Origin of the sequence: Streptomyces torulosus (genome assembly GCF_001419765.1) — a bacterium.
Lineage (GTDB): Bacteria > Actinomycetota > Actinomycetes > Streptomycetales > Streptomycetaceae > Streptomyces > Streptomyces torulosus.
This window is the reverse complement of record NZ_LIRK01000032.1, coordinates 1-16096: the sequence shown is the minus strand read 5'-3', so window position 1 is coordinate 16096 and position 16096 is coordinate 1. Positions and strand designations below refer to the sequence as shown.

Below are 16096 nucleotides of genomic sequence, written 5' to 3'. Positions count from 1 at the left end.
GCGACAACGCCGCGAGGTGCCGTGCCGGGCGTCGCGAGCCGGTGAACCTTTTTGGTCACAGCACTAGCGGGTCTTGGCCACCGGGGCGAGCTTGTCGGCGATCCCCGGGTTCTTCTTCAGCCAGGCCCTGACGCCGTCCTCCTGGTGGCCCTTGCCTGCGTCCTCGATGGCGCCCTCCAGGGCGGTGAGCTGTGCCTCGGTGAGCTTGAAGTCCTTGAGCCACCGGGCGACGCGCGGCTCCTTCGCGGCGAAGCCCTCGCGGCCGAGGGTGTGGATGCCGTCTCCCGAGCCGAAGGCCTTCCTCGGGTCGGCCAGCTTGGTCAGCCGGTACTTGTCGTACGCCCAGTGGGGCGACCACAGGGTGACCGCGATCGGCTCCTTCTTCGCGTACGCGCGGTCCAACTGGGCCAGCATGGCGGAGGTGTTGCACTTGACGAGCCGGTACTCGCCCTTGAGGCCGTACACGTTCTGGACCTGGTCCTCGTAGAGCTTGGTCTCGCCGGCGCCGGGTTCGATGCCGTAGATCTTGCCCTTGAAGAGTCCGCCCTTCCCCTTGAGGTCGTCGAGCGTCCTGACGCCCTTGACGTAGGAGGGGACGGCGGTCTCCAGCGAGGTCCGGTCGTACCAGGCGCCGTAGTCCTCCAGCTGGTCCCGGTACTTCCTCCAGTACGGGGCGTGGGTGGCCGGCAGCCAGGAGTTGGTCTGGATGTCGACGCTGCCCTGGGCCTGACCGTTGTAGAGGGCGCCGACCTCCAGCGACCTCACCTCGGGGGTGAACCCGCGCTGCTGGAGGATCTCCTTCCACAGATAGGTGGAGGCGACGCCCTCGGGCCAGTCGATGTAGCCCATGCTGACCGGGCGGCCGTGGCCGACGTCCGCCGTGACCTTCGGCCCCTCGTCGGCCCTGCCGAAGACGTTGAGGCCGCCGGCGACCAGGGCGAGGACGAGGACGCCCACCATGGCGACGGGGGTGGCCGGCTTCCAGCGGAGGAACCGGGGGCCGCCGAGCGCCGCGTCGTCCTTGGCGAGGGCGCGGCGGCCGAGCGGGGACATCCGCTGGTTGAGGGCGCCGGTCATCCGGTCCAGGTAGATCGCGAGGATGACCACGGCGACACCGCCCTCGAAGCCGAGGCCGACGTCGACGGAGCGCTGATGCCGTCGTACACGGTGGAGCCGAGGCCGCCACCGCCGACCCTGCCCGCGATGACGACCATCGACAGGGCCAGCATGATCACCTGGTTGACGCCCGCCATGATCGTGGGCAGCGCCAGCGGCAGCTGCACCCCGCCACAGGGTGCGGCGGGGGTGGGTGCCGAACGCCTCGGCGGCCTCGACGAGTTCCGCGTCCACCTGCCGGATGCCCAGCTCGGTGAGGCGTACGGCGGGCGGCATCGCGAACACGATGGTGGCGACCATGCCGGGCACCGGGCCGACACCGAAGAAGAAGATGCCGGGGATGAGGTGAACCATCGCCGGCATGGTCTGCATGAGGTCGAGCACCGGCCGCACCGCGCCGCTGACGGCGCGGCTGCGGGCCGCCGCGATCCCGATCGGCACGGCGAGCGCGAAGATGATCACGCAGGAGACGAGCACCAGCGCCAGCGAGTTCATCGCGGGCTCCCCGACACGGCCGGCGCTGCTCCGGGGCCGCGCCTGCTCTGGCCGCACCCCCCGAAACGCGACAGTGGCCCGCTTCACAGGCCGTCACCGCTGGTCAGAGGTGTTCACGGAACGCGTTCACGCCCTCCCACGTCCGGGTCGCGGCGGTTGCGTCAGGGGCCCGCCGTCGGCGCCGTACGGCATGATGCGGGACGTGACTGGACGCCTGATGCTTCTCGACACCGCCTCCCTCTACTTCCGCGCCTATTTCGGGGTGCCGGAGTCCGTGAAGGCCCCGGACGGCACCCCGGTGAACGCGGTGCGCGGGCTGCTGGACTTCATCGACCGCCTCGTGAAGGACCACCGGCCCACGGACCTGGTGGCGTGCATGGACGCGGACTGGCGGCCGCAGTGGCGGGTCGACCTGATCCCCTCCTACAAGGCGCACCGCGTGGCCGCGGAGCACGAGGTGGGGCCGGACGAGGAGGAGGTGCCGGACACGCTGTCGCCGCAGGTGCCGGTGATCGAGGAGGTGCTGGACGCGCTCGGCATCGCGCGCGTCGGCGTCGCCGGGTACGAGGCGGACGACGTCATCGGCACCTTCACGGCTCTCGCGAAGGACCCGGTGGACATCGTCACCGGCGACCGCGACCTGTACCAGCTGGTCGACGACGAGCGCGGCATCCGCGTGCTGTACCCCCTCAAGGGCGTGGGCACCCTCCAGCTCACCGACGAGGCGCTGCTGCGCGAGAAGTATGGGGTGGTCGGGCAGGGGTACGCGGATCTGGTGCTGCTGCGCGGCGACCCGAGCGACGGCCTGCCGGGAGTGCCCGGCATCGGTGAGAAGACGGCCGCGAAGCTGCTCGCGCAGTTCGGCGACCTGGCCGGGATCATGGCCGCGGTCGACGATCCGGCGGCGGCACTCACGCCGTCGCAGCGCAAGCGGCTGGACGGGGCGCGTCCGTACGTGGCGGTCGCACCGAAGGTGGTGCGGGTGGCCGCGGACGTACCGCTCCCGGACGTCGACACCGTCCTGCCGAAGGCGCCGCGGGACGCGGCCGCGCTGGAGGCCCTCGCCGCCCGCTGGGGCCTGGGAGGGTCGTTGCAGCGACTGCTCACCACGCTGCAGGGGTGACGGCAGCGGGGCGGGGCCGACGGCGGTGCGGGGGCCGGGCCGGTCGTGTGTGACCGGCCGGGCTGGTGGTTGTGTGACCGGGCCGGTGGCGGAGAGGCCGGCCCGGACCGGGACCGGACGGGGCGTGACCGGTTCCGGTCGTGTGCTGGTGAACGGTTCTGGTGGTGGCGGCTCCTGACCGGTGGGGCGTACGCCGGAGGGTGGGGTGACACGTCGGTGGTGAGGAGTCTGAGGCACGACTCACATCGCGAAGTTGTCGTCCACTGGTCGAGCATGGGGTGAATTCCCGGGAGAGATGATAACTTAGGTAAGCCTTACTAGGTATTCGGGAGGCCGTCATGGCAGAGCGTCCGGTACGCAGGAGCCCCAAGCCCCACTCCGCGCGAGTCGTCCGCACCGAGCGGCTCACCCCGCACATGCAGCGCGTCGTCCTCGGTGGCGACGGTCTCACCGAGTTCGCCACGCGGGGCAGCACCGACCATTACGTGAAGCTCCTCTTCGGCCCGGACGGCGTGACGTACCCGGAGCCGTTCGATCTGGAGCGGATCCGCGCGGAGATGCCGCGGGACCAGTGGCCCGTGACCCGGACGTACACCGTGCGTGCCTGGGACGCCGAACTGCGCGAGCTGACCGTCGACTTCGTGCTCCACGGCGACGAGGGCCTCGCCGGCCCCTGGGCGACCCGCGTCCAGCCGGGCGAAACGGTACGGCTCCTGGGCCCGGGTGGCGCGTACGCGCCGAACCCCGAGGCCGACTGGCATCTGCTCGCCGGGGACGAGAGCGCCCTGCCCGCGATCGGCGCCTCGCTGGAGGCCCTTCCTGACGGTGCCCGCGCCTACGCGTTCATCGAGGTCGCAGGCCCCGAGGAGGAGCAGAAGATCGACTCCGACGTGGACGTGGTCTGGCTGCACCGCGGTGACCGGCCCATCGGCTCCCTGCTCGTCGAGGCCGTACGCGCGCTGGAGTTCCCCGAGGGCCGACTGCACGCCTTCGTCCACGGCGAGGCGGGCTTCGTCAAGGAGCTGCGCCGGCTGCTCCGCGTCGAACGCCAGATCCCCCGCGAGGACCTGTCCGTCTCCGGCTACTGGCGCCTCGGCCACAACGAGGACGGCTGGCAGGCCACGAAGAAGGAGTGGAACGCCCGCGTGGAGGCGGAACAGGACGGCGCGACGGCGTCCGCCTGAGGTGACCGGTCAAGGGGCAGCCGCAGCTTGCGTGGACAGCCGGGCACGGCAGCCCCAGTCCGAGGTGACCGCCGACTCCGCCTGCCGACGCGCCTCGCCTGAAGCGTGCCCGCGCGCTGTGCCGCACCCCTGCGCCAGCGCTGACGTACCGAGCTTGCACCCGCCCGCCGCGACCTTGCCCACGCGCCACACAGCAAGCTTGCACACGCCTCACCGCCGGCCCGCACCCACCCCCGTGCGGCAAGCCGCTACGACGGCCCCGTGACGGCCACCCGAGCGGGCCGGGGGGAGAGACGTCGGCGAGGCGGGGGCTGGGGCCGACTCAGATGGCGTTCGTCGCCGCGTCGACGAACCGGGCCAGCGCGTCCGCGAGTTCCTCCAGGCCGAGGCCCGCCGGGCCGCCCGGTTCGGTCATGTAGACGTCGCGGCGGATCTCGATCATCAGGGCGGTGACCCGTGGGTCCTTCCCGTAGTACTCCAGCGGCACGTACGCGCCCCCGAACGGGCTGTTGACGCCCGTCCCGCCGAACCCCGCGAACGCCTCCTCCGCCAGGACGAGAAGCTCGGGCGGCGTATGGAAGGGGTCGCTCCCCAGGCAGACCGGCGGCCGGGGCCCGTCGCCGTGGAGCTCGTAGGGGAGGCGCTCGCTCGGGTACGAGTGGACGTCGACGACCACGGCCCGCCCGGCGGCTTCCAGGCGCTGCGCCACGGCGTCAGTCATCGCGGCGGCGTACGGCACGAAGTAGGCGTCGACGAGGGGCCGTCCGTCGTACCCGTCCGGGCGGAGGGCCTCCTGGTGCGTCGTCCTCGTGTAGACAGCGCCCATCCCCACGGCCAGCATCTCCTCCCGCTCGTCGGGAAACCGCTCGGGGTCGACGACCAGCCGCGAGAGCCGGTTGACGAACCTCCAGGGCGTGACCCCCGCGCGGGCGGCGGCCCGCTCGGCGGCGTCCGTGGTGCCGTACGAGACGGTGCCGACGAAGTCCGCCGTGCGCAGCAGCCGGCCCCAGGCGTCCTTGCGGAAGTCGGAGTTCTGCATGACGCCGCGTACGGCCCGGGGGTGCAGGGCCTGGAGGTAGAGGGCGCGGACCCCGGCGATCCACATCATGGGATCGCCGTGCGTCTGCCAGGTCACCGAGTCGGGCCCGAAGAGTCCGGGGTCACCCCGGTGCGGGGCGCCCACGCCGTCGGATCGGGTCACGGTCATGCGAGGTCACCTCGGGTGGCCCGGACTCCACGGCGACGACCGTGCCGTCCGCGTTCACCCGCCACTGCTGGTTCGTACCGCCGTTGCAGGACCAGATCACCGGCCGGGTCCCGGCCGTGGTGGCATGGCCCGGGACGTCCGGGCACTTGTTGCCGTAGACGGTCAGCTGGTTGTTGTCCGTCAGCGTCCACTGCTGGTTGGTCCCGCCGTGGCAGTCCCAGATCTGGGTGCTGGTGCCGTCGGTCCGGCTGGCGCCCGGCACATCGAGACACCAGCCGGAGCCGACACCGCGCAGGGCGCCGCTGGTGGCCGCAAACGGGAGAGGCAGAGAAGCGATCAAGTTCCGCGCGGCAGGAGCTGGTTCCTCCGATGCACCACGGTTGCCGGCGGTGTCGTTGCCGGACCGCTGTGAGGTGAGAGACCTTCACCGTGAGGGTTACGGCGTCCCGTCAGCAGTGCCGAGCACGCGTCGGGTCTCGTCGGCGATCTGCTGGGTCTCGCCGGTTGCGACCACGAGGACCGGGACACCGCTCACCGCCTGATCGATGCGTCGGAGGCCTTCCCGCATCAGATCTTCCAGTTCGGGGACGAGCAGCCCGCCTCGCACACCGAGAACAGTCAGGGCCGAGCAGATCTCCTCGCGTACCTCGGGTTGGTCTTCGCCGATCTCCCCGGTGAAGACCAGCGCGTCCAGCCGGTCCAGCGAGGCAGCCATCGAGGCGATGCCCCTGCGGCAGCTGAGTGTGAACGTCGCCAGCGCCAACGCGGCCGCGGCATCACCCTCCGCACGGGCGCGCACCAGGTCCCGGGTGTCTCCCGAGGTACCGGAGAGGCCGAGCAGACCGGAATGCCGGTGGAGTGTGTCATCCAATTCGTCCGTGCTCAGACCGTGCCGCCGCTGCAGCCACAGCAGCGCGCCGGGGTCGAGGCTGCCGCTGCGCCGAATCATCACGAGGCCTTCCAGCGGAGTGAGGCCCATGGTGGTGTCCACGCTGCGTCCGTTCCGGACGGCGCAGGCCGAGCAGCCGCCGCCCAGGTGCACGAGCACGACCTGGAGGTTGTCGACGGGTCGGCCCAGGGCCTGCGCCGTCCTCCGCAGTGCCCACGAGTAGGAAAGCCCGTGAAAGCCGTACCGGCGCAGCCCGTATTCGGCTCGCCATCGCTCCGGCACGGCGTACGTGCGCGCCTGCGCCGGCAGATCCTTGTGAAAGACAGTGTCGAAGCAGGCGACATGAGGAACGTCGGGCAGGAGTTCTCGTGCGGCATCGACCACCCGCAGGGCAGGGGTCACGTGCAGCGGCGCGAGATCGGCGACATCCGCCAGCAGAGCCCGTACGCGTGCGTCGATCAGCGTATGTGCCGTCAGGTGCGGACCGCTGTGGACGATGCGGTGACCGACCGCCGCGGGAACCGACACCTCGCTGAGGAAGTTCCGCAGTTCCGCCGCCGCAGCAGGCCCCGGGGGCTCCGAGGCGTCTCGATCCGCCACCCGTTCACCGTCCGCCGCGAACAGAGCGATGTGAAGGCTCGATGAGCCGGCGTCGAGGACCAGTACGTGACCATCACGGCTCTCGTCGGAGCGGTCAACACTCATCACACACCTCCAGTGCGCCCGCCTCCTCCGGCACGGCTCGGCAGGTCGGTGAGGAAGACACTGATGTCCCCGTCGCCGTCCTCCGGGCGGGTGCCGACGTTTCGGCCACGTCAAACACGTCGACCTGTTCATTCGCCGCCAAGGGCGCCGGAGGCGAGGTCCCCGGGGACGAAGCCGGCGCGGGGCGAGCGGCGGGTGAACGGGGTACTGGCCGCGGTGCGTGACTTGCTGTCGTACGCGGTGTCGGGGGCGCGGCGCCGCAAGTCCTACCGAAAGGGGCGGCGACTGCCGATCGGCAGGGCGACCGCGGGTGTCATCACCACCCAGCAGCCCCGGGAAGCCAACCGGCAGTTGACCAGGGCGTTGAACCAGCCCGCCTGACCTGCGTCCGGGCGGTCCAGCTGCCGTGACCGGAGGACATCTGGTCAGGAGGCGGGCTTCTCGTTCGCGGTTCGCGTGTGGGTGGTCAGGCCGGTCAGCACCAGGCTGAGCCAGCGGGCGCGGGCGGCGGGCGGCCGGTCGGTGGGGGCGGTGCTGAAGAGCAGGTAGATGTCGTCGACGGTGACGTCCTGGCGGATGTCTCCGTCGGCCTGCCCCGCCTGGATCAGCGCGGCCAGAGCGGCGCCTGCTCGTGCTTCGGCGTCCCGGTCGACCGGGTCGGCGCCGAGGGAGCGGGCGGCGGCCTTGACGGCATGGTTGGTGGCGGTCGCCTCCGTGACGCGGGCAAGGAAGTCGCTGATCTCGTCCACCGCGCGCGAACCGGAGGTGAGGCGTTCACGGGCGCCCTCGGCGGCTTCGGCGACGTGCGTGGTGTATTCGGCGACGACGGCGGCGACCAGGTCGGTCTAGGTGGGGAAGTGCCGGTAGAGGGTGCCCACGGCCACGCCCGCCGCGGCTGCGATCTCGTCCATGCCCGTGTCGGGGCCGTGCAGGGTGATCTGCTCGCGGGCGGCGTCGAGGATCTTCTTGCGGTTGCGGACGGCGTCGGCGCGGTGCTCGGGTCTGGGCCATGGGCTCTCCGTAAGTTGTTTGGTGGCCCGGGAGGGCCGGGTGTGGCTTATGGGTTCTTGCCTTCAGTGGCTTCTCAGGAGTGGCCGTCCGGCTCTCCGGGGCGCCCTGGCTGCTGATTGAGATGTGCGCGCCGTGTGCGGTCGCTGATTACGGAGATGACAGCGGGGTGTTCCTCGGGCCGACGGCATGCCGGATGGTGCGAGGAGTGGAGAGTGAGCAAGCCGAAGGCCCGGGTGTGGGCCGGTGTCGATGCGGGAAAAGGCCACCATTGGGCGGCGGTGGTCGACGAGACCGGCGCAACGCTGTGGTCGAAGAAGGTCGACAACGACGAGTCGGCGATCCTGACCGCGCTCGGCGAAATCCTCGGCCTGGCAGACCAGGTGCACTGGGCGGTGGATATCTCCGGGACATCCTCCGCGCTGCTGTTGGCGCTTCTCGCCGCGCACGGCCAGAAGGCCGTCTACGTGCCCGGACGCACGGTCAACCGCATGTCGGGCGCCTATCGGGGCGAGGCGAAGACCGACGCACGCGACGCCTACGTCATCGCCGAGACCGCCCGCCACCGCAACGATTTCGCCACGATCGACGTGCCCGCCCCGCTGGCCGCCGACCTCGCTCTGCTGACCGCCCACCGCTCCGACCTCGTGGCCGACCGGGTACGGATGATCAACCGCCTGCGCGACGTGCTGACCGGCGTCTTCCCCGCGCTGGAGCGGGCCTTCGACTACAGCTCGCACAAGGGAGCGCTGGTCCTGCTGACGGGTTACCAGACTCCGGCGGCTCTCCGCCGCCGGGGCCGGGCCAGGCTGACGGCCTGGCTGGCCAACCGCGGCGTGCGCAACGCCGATGCCGTCGCCGCGACCGCGCTGGAGGCCGCGCAGGCCCAGCAGACCGCCTTGCCCGGCGAAGACGCCGCCGCCCGGATCGTCGCTGACCTGGCGGCCCAGATCCTTGCCCTGGACGACCGGCTGAAGCGCGTCGACAAGCAGATCCGCGAAACCTTCCGCGGCCATCCGCAGGCGGAGATCATCGAGTCCCTGCCCGGCATGGGCCCGATACTCGGAGCCGAGTTCGTCGTCGCGGCCGGCGACCTGTCGGCCTACACCGACGCCGGTCACCTCGCGTCGGCGGCCGGGCTGGTGCCCGTCCCGCGTGACTCCGGACGCCGGACCGGCAACCTGCACCGGCCCAAGCGTTACAGCCGCCGTCTGCGCCGGGTGTTCTACATGTCCGCGCAGACCAGCATCATCCGCGAGGGCCCGAACCGGGACTTCTACCTCAAGAAGCGCGGCGAGGGCTGCAAGCACGTCCAGGCCGTCATCGCCCTCGCCCGCCGACGCGCGAGTGTGTTGTGGGCCCTGCTGCGTGACGGACGGGTCTTCACCTCCGCCCCGCCGGTCACGCAAGCGGCTTGACTTCGTCATTGAGACTCCTGCGGTGGGCGTCTCGACGTGAACCAGGGTTCATGATGAATGGTGAACCGAAGTTCATCTTACTCCGACAGGAAGCCCCCATGACCGCCAAGACCGCTCTCGTCACCGGCGCCTCCTCCGGCATCGGTGAGGCCACCGCCCTCAAGCTCCAGTCCCTGGGGTACACCGTCTACGGCGCCGCCCGCCGCACCGACCGCCTGCAGAAGCTGGCCGACCGCGGCATCCGCCCGCTGGCCATGGACGTCACCGACGACGACTCCATGCGCGCCGGCATCGACCGCATCGTCGCCGAGACCGGCCGCATCGACGTGCTGGTCAACAACGCCGGCTACGGCTCCTACGGCGCCATCGAGGACGTCCCCATGGACGAGGCCCGCCGCCAGTTCGAGGTCAACGTCTTCGGCGCCATGCGCCTCGCCCAACTCGCCCTGCCGCACATGCGCACCCAGCACGCCGGCACGATCGTCAACATCACCTCCATGGGCGGCAAGATCTACACCCCGCTCGGCGGCTGGTACCAGGGCACCAAGTTCGCCCTCGAAACCCTCAGCGACTGCCTGCGCCTGGAGGCCAAGCCCTTCGGCATCGACGTCGTCGTCATCGAACCCGGCGACATCGCCGCCGACCAGCTGGAGAAGTCCTCCACCGCCGGCGCCTACGCCGAACAGGCCGACGCCGTGGCCTCCTCCCTGCGCTCCGAAGCCAACACCAAGCGCAACTCCCCGCCCCAGGTCATCGCCGACGCGATCGGCAAGGCCGTCACCGCCCGCCGACCCAAGACCCGCTACGCCACCGGCTTCGGCGCCCGCCCCCTCATCGCCCTGCGCCGCATCGTGTCCGAACGGGCCTTCGACACCGTCATCTCCCGCGCAGTCGGCCTGCCCACCTGATCCTCACCGGGCCACTCCGGCGACAGCCCTGCACCTCCGGTGGCCAGGGCCCGGGACGAACCGGCTCCCGGGGCGTGCCGTCACGGCAGACCCGTACCGTGCCTTCACCGGATTCCTCGGCGGCAGCGATCGTCCTGCCGCCTCGCCTCCGACCTTCACCTGCATGGCGGCCCGCCTGCCCCGGCCCCGTACCGAATCGCTGATGCCCCGGCCCTGCCCCCGGCGCATGCCATCAGCCGTCCCGCAAGCCCCGCAGAGCCGGAACACCTCCTCGACCAGACGGAGTGATTCCCCATGCCCACAACGCTCGGACTCATCGGCAGCGGCATGATCGGCCGCACGCTGACCTGCCTCACCGTCACCGCGGGCCTTGACGTCGTCCTCGCCTACTCCCGCGACCCCCACACCCTCGCCGGGCTGGTCGCCGAACTCGGCGGCCATGCCCGAGCTGCCACCCCCGCAGAAGCGGCCGAGGCCGGCGACCTGGCGCCGCCGCGATGAAGAGGCGGTCGTTCTCTCCGGCCTGGACAGCAATCTGGTCCTGTCGTGGCCGAGTTGCTCCCACCCCGTGTGGCGGCCCTCGACGCGGCCGGGAGACTGCTTCCCGCTCCAGGAGGCGCGGCGCTCCCGGTCGCCGGAGCCGTCACCCACCCCGAAGCGCGGGTCCTGATCCGTCACCTTCAGACGCAGCCGCCCGCACCCGTTGCTCCTCGCGAGCGGAGCTGACATCCCGTTCCAAGGGTGTGCGGCTCACTGCCGCCGCGAGGTCCTCCAGGGCCCGCTTCTGCAGTTCCGCCCCGCGTCGTAGCACCGGGCTCCGGTCCCCGGCGGCGCCTTCCCACGCGTGGAGCGCCTCCTCCACACGTCGTCCCCAGTCCGGATTCCTGTGCTCGCGCACATCGTCTGCCGCCTGTGCGGTGTCCGCCTCCAGGGCCTCGGCGAGCCGCTCCGCCTCCGGGGCGAAACGGCTGTCGGCCCGCGGGACGTGGCTTTCCATGAGCATCGCCGCCCGGTCAAGTCCCTTGAGCGCCTCCTGCGCCTCCTCCGCCTCGCGCGATGTCAGACCTCTGGGCCCGACCGGTTCCTGCCTCGCCTGGTCGTAGGCCTCCTGCCAGGCGGCACGTGCCTCCCTGCTCGCCAGCAGGGCCCTGCGCATGTCGGCGCGATGCTCCCGGGTCGGTTCGGCGTGGCTGCGGAGCACTGCGGCCGCGTAGCGGCCGTCGGCGGCGAGCCAGTCCGCCAGCCGGCCCGGCAGCCGGGGGGTCTCCCATGCGGGGAACACCAGGTACGCCAGCATGGCCAGGGCCCCGCCGAGCAGGGTGAGCACCACCCGCTCCGGGACCGTCTGCTCCCATGTCTGGCCGCCCATGCCGAGCAGGAAGACGACGTACGCGGCAGTGAAGCACTGGGAGTAGGCGTAGCCGGTACGGAGCAGCGTGTACGACAGGGCCGCCGAGACCACCGCCAGCGCGCCGAACACCGGGGCGTCCGGGCCCAGGGCCCGCACCATCCCGGTGGCGAGCGCGACCCCCGCCAGGGTCCCGGCGAGACGACCCACCGCACGCGCGTACGTGCGGTGGAAGTCCGGCCGCATCACCATCACCGAGGCGATGGGCGCCCAGTAGCCGTGTTCCAGGGGGAGCCGGGAAGCGATCAGATAGCCGAGCGTGGCCACCGCCGCCAGGCGGACGGCGTGCCGGAACACGGGCGAGTCCCGGCGGAGTTCACGGCGGACCGCCCGGAGGACGACCGGGAGCAGCCTGAACATGGTCGGGCGCACCAAGAACTGGGCGCTCGTGTGGCCGGGCGGCGTAGGCGTCCTGTCGCGCGCCCCGCCGCTCCGGGCGATCTCCAGCGCCTCGGCGAGCAGTTCCACGAGCCGTTCGGCGGCCTGCCGGACGGGCCCCTCCAGCACCTCACCCTCCTCGTCGACCCGCAGAACGTCCGCGCTCCGGGGCGGTGTCTCGGCGGGAGTGCCGCGGCGGATCGAACGGGCGGCCGCGTCCAGGACGTCGGCGGCCGCGCCGAGCAACTCCCGTGCGCGGTCCCGCCCGGGTCCCTCCGCCGGGGCACCGACGTCCGGATCGGCGAGCGCGACGACGACCGGCAGAATGCGCTCGGCGAGGCCCCGGGGGCCATGGAGGACGGGAGGCCGGGTGCGGGCCTGTGATGGCGTCACGGCGGCCGCGTCCCGGGCCGTCATCAGCGGCTCCGGGTCGAACGGCGCGGTCGAGTCGTGCCGCAGCCGACGGGCGTAGTCGGCCACGGCAGCCAGCGCGTCGGCCAGCGCGTCACGATGCGCCCCCCAGCGGCGAATCGGGAACAGCAGGATCAGCACAGCCTGCGCCACGCCTCCGAGCGCGATGACCCCGGCGTGTTGCAGAGCTCGTCCCACGCTCGTGGGCAGGGTGACGGTCACCAGCATGCTGCCGACCGTCGTCGCCGCAACGATCCCAGCGGTCGATCCGAGGGCCCACGCCATCCCCGCGGCAATGGCCCATCCGGCCAGCAGCGGGAGGAACGTCACGAGTCGCCCCGCCGCCAGGTAGCCCACGAAGGTGCTGAGGGCCAGACCCACGCCCGCGCCGAGCGCGATCACCTTGCGCGGACGCCAGCTGCGCTGGAAAGTGGCCGCACCGGCGGAATAGGCACCGAGGGCGGCGGACGCGGCGTACGCAGGGGAGACCAGCCACAGCGCCGGTCCGATGACGAGCGCCACCCCAGCGGCCGTGCGCAGCGCGAGCAGGGGCTCCAGCCGCGTCTCCTCGATCGTGAGCCCGGAGCGCGCGACCTCCCTCAAGGTCCGCAGCCACCTCACGGTGTGAGCCCGGTCGGAACGCGCTGCCGGGTCGCGGCGGCCTGGTCAAGGCGGGGCCGCCGGGCGAGGAAGCCTCCCGCTGGGCCCAAGAACTGAGCATCGGTGCACTCGCGACACATCAGCATGCGGCCTCACCAGTCCCAGGGTCTGCCTCGCACCGTATGTCCGGCGGGGTCTTGGCCTCCGGCTTGGCGAGCATCCGGGGGCCGCGGTCCGTCCTACCGGGCCGAACTCCGGTGATCGCCGATGGTTCAGCCCCTCCCGGAGTCAGGGTGACTGCCACCCGTCACCCGGACTGGTCCGGGGAGACAGACGGGCGGCGGTCCTTGGGTTCCTATCGCTTGCTGCCGTTGCTGTGTCCGTTGGGATGCAGGACCACCTTGGTCCAGCCCTCGTCGCGGGCGTCGAAGTGCTCGTAGGCGGTGGGGGCCTCGTCCAGGCTGAGCTCGTGGGAGACGACGAAGCTCGGGGTCGCCTTCCCGCCGGCGATCAGGTCCCGCAGCGCCCGGTTGTACCGCTTCACCGGGGCCTGGCCGGTGCCCATGTGCTGGCCCTTGAACCACATCATCCCGAAGTCGATCGGCACCTTGCCCTGTGCCTCCAGCTCGCCCTGGGCCTCTTCGCCGCCGGGGTCCTGGGGCAGGAACACGCCCACCACGCCGATGTCGCCCGTGAACCTGACCGAGTCGATCATGCCGTTGAGCGTGAGGCCGGCATCCTCGTGTCCCTCGGGGTCGTGTGCCTGGTAGCCGACGCACTCGCAGCCGTTGTCGGCGCCCAGACCGAGGGTGGCTTCCTTGACGACCTCGGCCGGGTCCTGCTCGGCGGTGTTGATCGCGATGGCGCCGATCTCCTCCGCCTTGCTCAGCCGGTCGGGCTGGTGGTCGGCCACCCAGACGCGGCCGGCGCCCCTGAGCACGGCGGAGTAGGCCGCCATCAGCCCGACGGGACCGGCCCCGAAGACGATCGTCTGGTCGCCCGGTTTGACGTGGGCCATCTCGGTGGCGTGGTAGCCGGTGGGGAAGATGTCGGCGAGCATGACGTAGTCGGTCTGCCGCTCGGCGGCGTCCTCGCCCAGGCGCAGCGCGTTGAAGTCGCCGTAGGGCACACGCAGCAGCTCTGCCTGGCCGCCCTGGTAGGGGCCCATGTCGGCGAAGCCGTAGGCGGCTCCGGCCAGGGCCGGTTCCGGCTGCATGATCAGGCAGTAGTTGGTCAGCCCCCGCTCGCACTGCTTGCAGAAGCCGCAGGCGATGTTGAAGGGCAGCACCACATACTCGCCGACCTGGACCTTGCGCACGGCCGGGCCGACCTCCACGACCTGGCCCATGTTCTCGTGTCCCAGCGTGCGGCCGGACTCGAACGAGGTGCGGCCCTCGTACATGTGCAGGTCCGAACCGCAGATGTTGGTGGTGGTGATCTTCACGATGATGTCGCAGGGGTGCTCGATCTTCGCGTCCGGCACGTCCTTCACCGTGACCGTTCGCGGTCCTTCGTATACCGCTGCCTTCATGATTGCAATCCCTTGATGTCGCGGCACGACCGCACCACGGCGGTGATGGAGACGGCGCGAAAGGCCTCACTCCCGGGCGTTGACGAGGGGGTGCGGGACGCGGTCCGTGGCTCCGACATGCCTCTGCGGGTCGTTCACCCGGATCAGGTGCAACGGCGCGGCCGGCGGCTTGCGATGCGGAGTACCGGCGGCGTGCCGCCCGGGTCCCCGTCGACCCTCGACGCGAAACGAGCACGCCCGCATCAATCAGGAGAATCTTCCCGTCCGTCAGAGGGGTCTGCTCGTTGTTCGATCAGGCAGTCCTGCTGAACACCAGTGGATGGGGTACCAGGGTTTCGCCAAGGTCCCCCGCACGAAAGTGATGCGTATTCCCATGGCAGAGACACGAGACGTCGTTGAACTCATCCTTCAGGACCACCGGAAGATGGAGGAGCTCTTTCGCCTGATGCGCAGCGTCGAAGCCGACCGGGCCGCCGCTCTGCGGGAATTCTCCGGTCTGCTGATCGCGCACGCACTGGCGGAAGAGGCGAAGGTCTATCCCGCGCTCAAGCGCTACAAGAAGATCGACGACGAAGAGGTGGAACACGGCGAGGAGGAGCACGAGGAGGGCAACAAGGCACTCCTGGCACTCCTGGAAGTCGACGAGGTCGGATCCCAGGAGTGGAACGAGAGGCTGGAGGATCTCGTTCGGGCCGTCACCCACCACGCCGACGAGGAGGAGCGCACCATCCTCAACGGGGCGCGCGAGAACGTGGCCATGGAGCGCCGCGAGGAACTGGGCGAGGCCTTTGTGGAGGAGCGCGAGCGTCAGCTGAAGGAAAACTGCGGTGCAGTCGACAACGTGCGCCGCATCGTCAGCTCCTGAGTTCCTTCGTGGGTGCGGGGCGACGGCCGTAGGCAGGTCTGGGTCCTCCCAGGCCTCGACCAGGGCGGCCGCCCCCGCGACTCTCCGCCGGTCGGTCAGGGCCGCCATCCGAGGTGCCCGCTTGACTTATTTCAGACCGGTGTGACGCTGGAGAAGAGGGGTTCCGCCGCCGTATCGCGTAGAGCCGGGCAGAGCCGCCCCTCGGCTCCAGTCGCCCACCAGTTCGCGGCGGCGACTGATGGCCTAACCCCTGCTCCGTAGAGGGAAATCTCCGGGGGCGCGAAGTGAGGCGATCGAATGGGCCGGGTTCCCGAAGTGGCCGTGGTAGGAGCCGGCATCGTCGGACTCTGCACCGCCTATGCACTGGCCGAACGCGGAACGACGGCGCGGGTCTACGAAAGCGGCGTTCCAGGCAACGGGCAATCCGGTGGCGAGTCCCGCATATTCCGCCACGCGCACGACGACGCCCGCCTGGTCGAATTCACCCGGCAGGGCCGCGCCGTCTGGGACGAGTGGGCCGACCGGTTGGGCGCCGAACTGATCTCCCAGGATGGAGTGGTCGCCCTGGGCGGCCCCGTTCCTGGGAGACTTCGCATTCTGCAGGAGGCCGGCGGCATACCGGTCCGGACCGTGGACAGCGCCGAGCTTCAGGCCAGCATGCCGCTGCTCGCGGACTACCGCGGTCCCGCGATGCTTGATGAGGACGGCGGTGCCATCCGCACCCGTGTCGCGGTCGAGTGCCTGACCGATGCACTGGGTGACTCTGTGGTCACCGACGAGGTCCTCTCGCTGTATCCCACGGGCCGCGGCACGGTGGAGGTGCTCAGCACCGTCGGCCGCGAAGAGTACG

The 16096-nt window shown here is 71.0% G+C and carries 14 protein-coding genes and 2 pseudogenes; 8 read left to right on the top strand and 8 right to left on the bottom strand.

The genetic code is table 11. From position 1 onward, the window contains the following. Window positions 1-63 precede the first annotated feature (63 nt). Window positions 64-1617, bottom strand: a pseudogene (locus tag AOK23_RS03280) (ABC transporter permease/substrate binding protein); the annotation flags it as partial. Window positions 1618-1804: 187 nt separating this feature from the next. Between AOK23_RS03280 and AOK23_RS03275 the strand changes: the two are divergent. Together AOK23_RS03275 and AOK23_RS03270 are read left to right on the top strand one after the other, a co-directional pair. After that, window positions 1805-2734, top strand: coding sequence for a 5'-3' exonuclease (locus tag AOK23_RS03275; protein ID WP_055711239.1), 930 nt, complete (start codon window positions 1805-1807; stop codon window positions 2732-2734). A 338-nt stretch (window positions 2735-3072) separates the two neighbouring features. Beyond that, window positions 3073-3918 carry a siderophore-interacting protein gene (locus tag AOK23_RS03270; RefSeq protein WP_055711237.1) on the top strand — a complete coding sequence of 282 codons (846 nt, stop codon included), beginning with the start codon at window positions 3073-3075 and terminating at the stop codon, window positions 3916-3918. A 322-nt stretch (window positions 3919-4240) separates the two neighbouring features. On the opposite strand, the gene AOK23_RS03265 is transcribed toward AOK23_RS03270, so the two are convergent. From AOK23_RS03265 to AOK23_RS03255, 3 genes and pseudogenes are all read right to left on the bottom strand, one after another. Beyond that, window positions 4241-5125, bottom strand: coding sequence for an N-formylglutamate amidohydrolase (locus AOK23_RS03265; RefSeq protein WP_107102716.1), 885 nt, complete (start codon window positions 5123-5125; stop codon window positions 4241-4243). 19 nt (window positions 5126-5144) lie between these two features. Then, a pseudogene (locus tag AOK23_RS03260) lies at window positions 5145-5438 on the bottom strand (RICIN domain-containing protein); the annotation flags it as partial. A gap of 123 nt (window positions 5439-5561) precedes the next feature. After that, entirely contained in the window at window positions 5562-6719 is a 1158-nt protein-coding gene (locus AOK23_RS03255; protein ID WP_055711235.1) for an acetate/propionate family kinase, read from the bottom strand. Window positions 6720-6935: 216 nt separating this feature from the next. Here AOK23_RS03255 and AOK23_RS03250 point away from each other — a divergent pair, with 216 nt between their 5' ends. Next, window positions 6936-7100, top strand: coding sequence for a hypothetical protein (locus AOK23_RS03250; RefSeq protein WP_157877925.1), 165 nt, complete (start codon window positions 6936-6938; stop codon window positions 7098-7100). A gap of 44 nt (window positions 7101-7144) precedes the next feature. On the opposite strand, the gene AOK23_RS49310 is transcribed toward AOK23_RS03250, so the two are convergent. Both AOK23_RS49310 and AOK23_RS51820 read right to left on the bottom strand, forming a co-directional pair. Further along, window positions 7145-7468 (bottom strand): SbtR family transcriptional regulator, encoded by a 324-nt coding sequence (locus AOK23_RS49310; RefSeq protein WP_240496228.1) that lies wholly within the window; start codon window positions 7466-7468, stop codon window positions 7145-7147. Between the two features lie 96 nt (window positions 7469-7564). After that, complete coding sequence (locus AOK23_RS51820; RefSeq protein ID WP_240496229.1) at window positions 7565-7630, bottom strand: TetR family transcriptional regulator; 66 nt, start codon at window positions 7628-7630, stop codon at window positions 7565-7567. 312 nt (window positions 7631-7942) lie between these two features. Between AOK23_RS51820 and AOK23_RS03240 the strand changes: the two genes are divergently transcribed. The 3 genes from AOK23_RS03240 to AOK23_RS03230 all read left to right on the top strand — a co-directional run bounded on the left by AOK23_RS03240 (window position 7943) and on the right by AOK23_RS03230 (window position 10554). Continuing rightward, window positions 7943-9145: an IS110 family RNA-guided transposase gene (locus tag AOK23_RS03240; protein ID WP_055711233.1), complete on the top strand. Its 1203-nt coding sequence runs from the start codon at window positions 7943-7945 to the stop codon at window positions 9143-9145. Window positions 9146-9243: 98 nt separating this feature from the next. Beyond that, on the top strand, window positions 9244-10053 hold the full coding sequence (locus tag AOK23_RS03235) for an oxidoreductase (protein WP_055711232.1): 810 nt from the start codon (window positions 9244-9246) through the stop codon (window positions 10051-10053). A gap of 294 nt (window positions 10054-10347) precedes the next feature. Further along, window positions 10348-10554 carry an NAD(P)-binding domain-containing protein gene (locus AOK23_RS03230; protein WP_055711231.1) on the top strand — a complete coding sequence of 69 codons (207 nt, stop codon included), beginning with the start codon at window positions 10348-10350 and terminating at the stop codon, window positions 10552-10554. 142 nt (window positions 10555-10696) lie between these two features. On the opposite strand, the gene AOK23_RS03225 is transcribed toward AOK23_RS03230, so the two are convergent. Both AOK23_RS03225 and AOK23_RS03220 read right to left on the bottom strand, forming a co-directional pair. Then, entirely contained in the window at window positions 10697-12871 is a 2175-nt protein-coding gene (locus tag AOK23_RS03225) for an FUSC family protein (RefSeq protein WP_055711230.1), read from the bottom strand. A 334-nt stretch (window positions 12872-13205) separates the two neighbouring features. Then, entirely contained in the window at window positions 13206-14381 is a 1176-nt protein-coding gene (locus tag AOK23_RS03220) for a glutathione-independent formaldehyde dehydrogenase (RefSeq protein WP_055711229.1), read from the bottom strand. 373 nt (window positions 14382-14754) lie between these two features. Between AOK23_RS03220 and AOK23_RS03215 the strand changes: the two genes are divergently transcribed. Next, window positions 14755-15246 (top strand): hemerythrin domain-containing protein, encoded by a 492-nt coding sequence (locus AOK23_RS03215; protein ID WP_055711238.1) that lies wholly within the window; start codon window positions 14755-14757, stop codon window positions 15244-15246. A gap of 297 nt (window positions 15247-15543) precedes the next feature. After that, window positions 15544-16096 (top strand): NAD(P)/FAD-dependent oxidoreductase (locus AOK23_RS03210; RefSeq protein ID WP_157877924.1); only part of this gene is annotated, 553 nt, incomplete at its 3' end.

Bases quoted from the DNA above. Each gene is read 5' to 3' on its own strand.
- AOK23_RS03270 (WP_055711237.1), top strand. From the start codon at position 3,073: ATGGCAGAGCGTCCGGTACGCAGGAGCCCCAAGCCCCACTCCGCGCGA.
- AOK23_RS03255 (WP_055711235.1), bottom strand. From the start codon at position 6,719: ATGAGTGTTGACCGCTCCGACGAGAGCCGTGATGGTCACGTACTGGTC.
- AOK23_RS03265 (WP_107102716.1), bottom strand. From the start codon at position 5,125: ATGACCGTGACCCGATCCGACGGCGTGGGCGCCCCGCACCGGGGTGAC.
- AOK23_RS03235 (WP_055711232.1), top strand. From the start codon at position 9,244: ATGACCGCCAAGACCGCTCTCGTCACCGGCGCCTCCTCCGGCATCGGT.
- AOK23_RS03275 (WP_055711239.1), top strand. From the start codon at position 1,805: ATGCGGGACGTGACTGGACGCCTGATGCTTCTCGACACCGCCTCCCTC.
- AOK23_RS03230 (WP_055711231.1), top strand. From the start codon at position 10,348: ATGCCCACAACGCTCGGACTCATCGGCAGCGGCATGATCGGCCGCACG.
- AOK23_RS03215 (WP_055711238.1), top strand. From the start codon at position 14,755: ATGGCAGAGACACGAGACGTCGTTGAACTCATCCTTCAGGACCACCGG.
- AOK23_RS03220 (WP_055711229.1), bottom strand. From the start codon at position 14,381: ATGAAGGCAGCGGTATACGAAGGACCGCGAACGGTCACGGTGAAGGAC.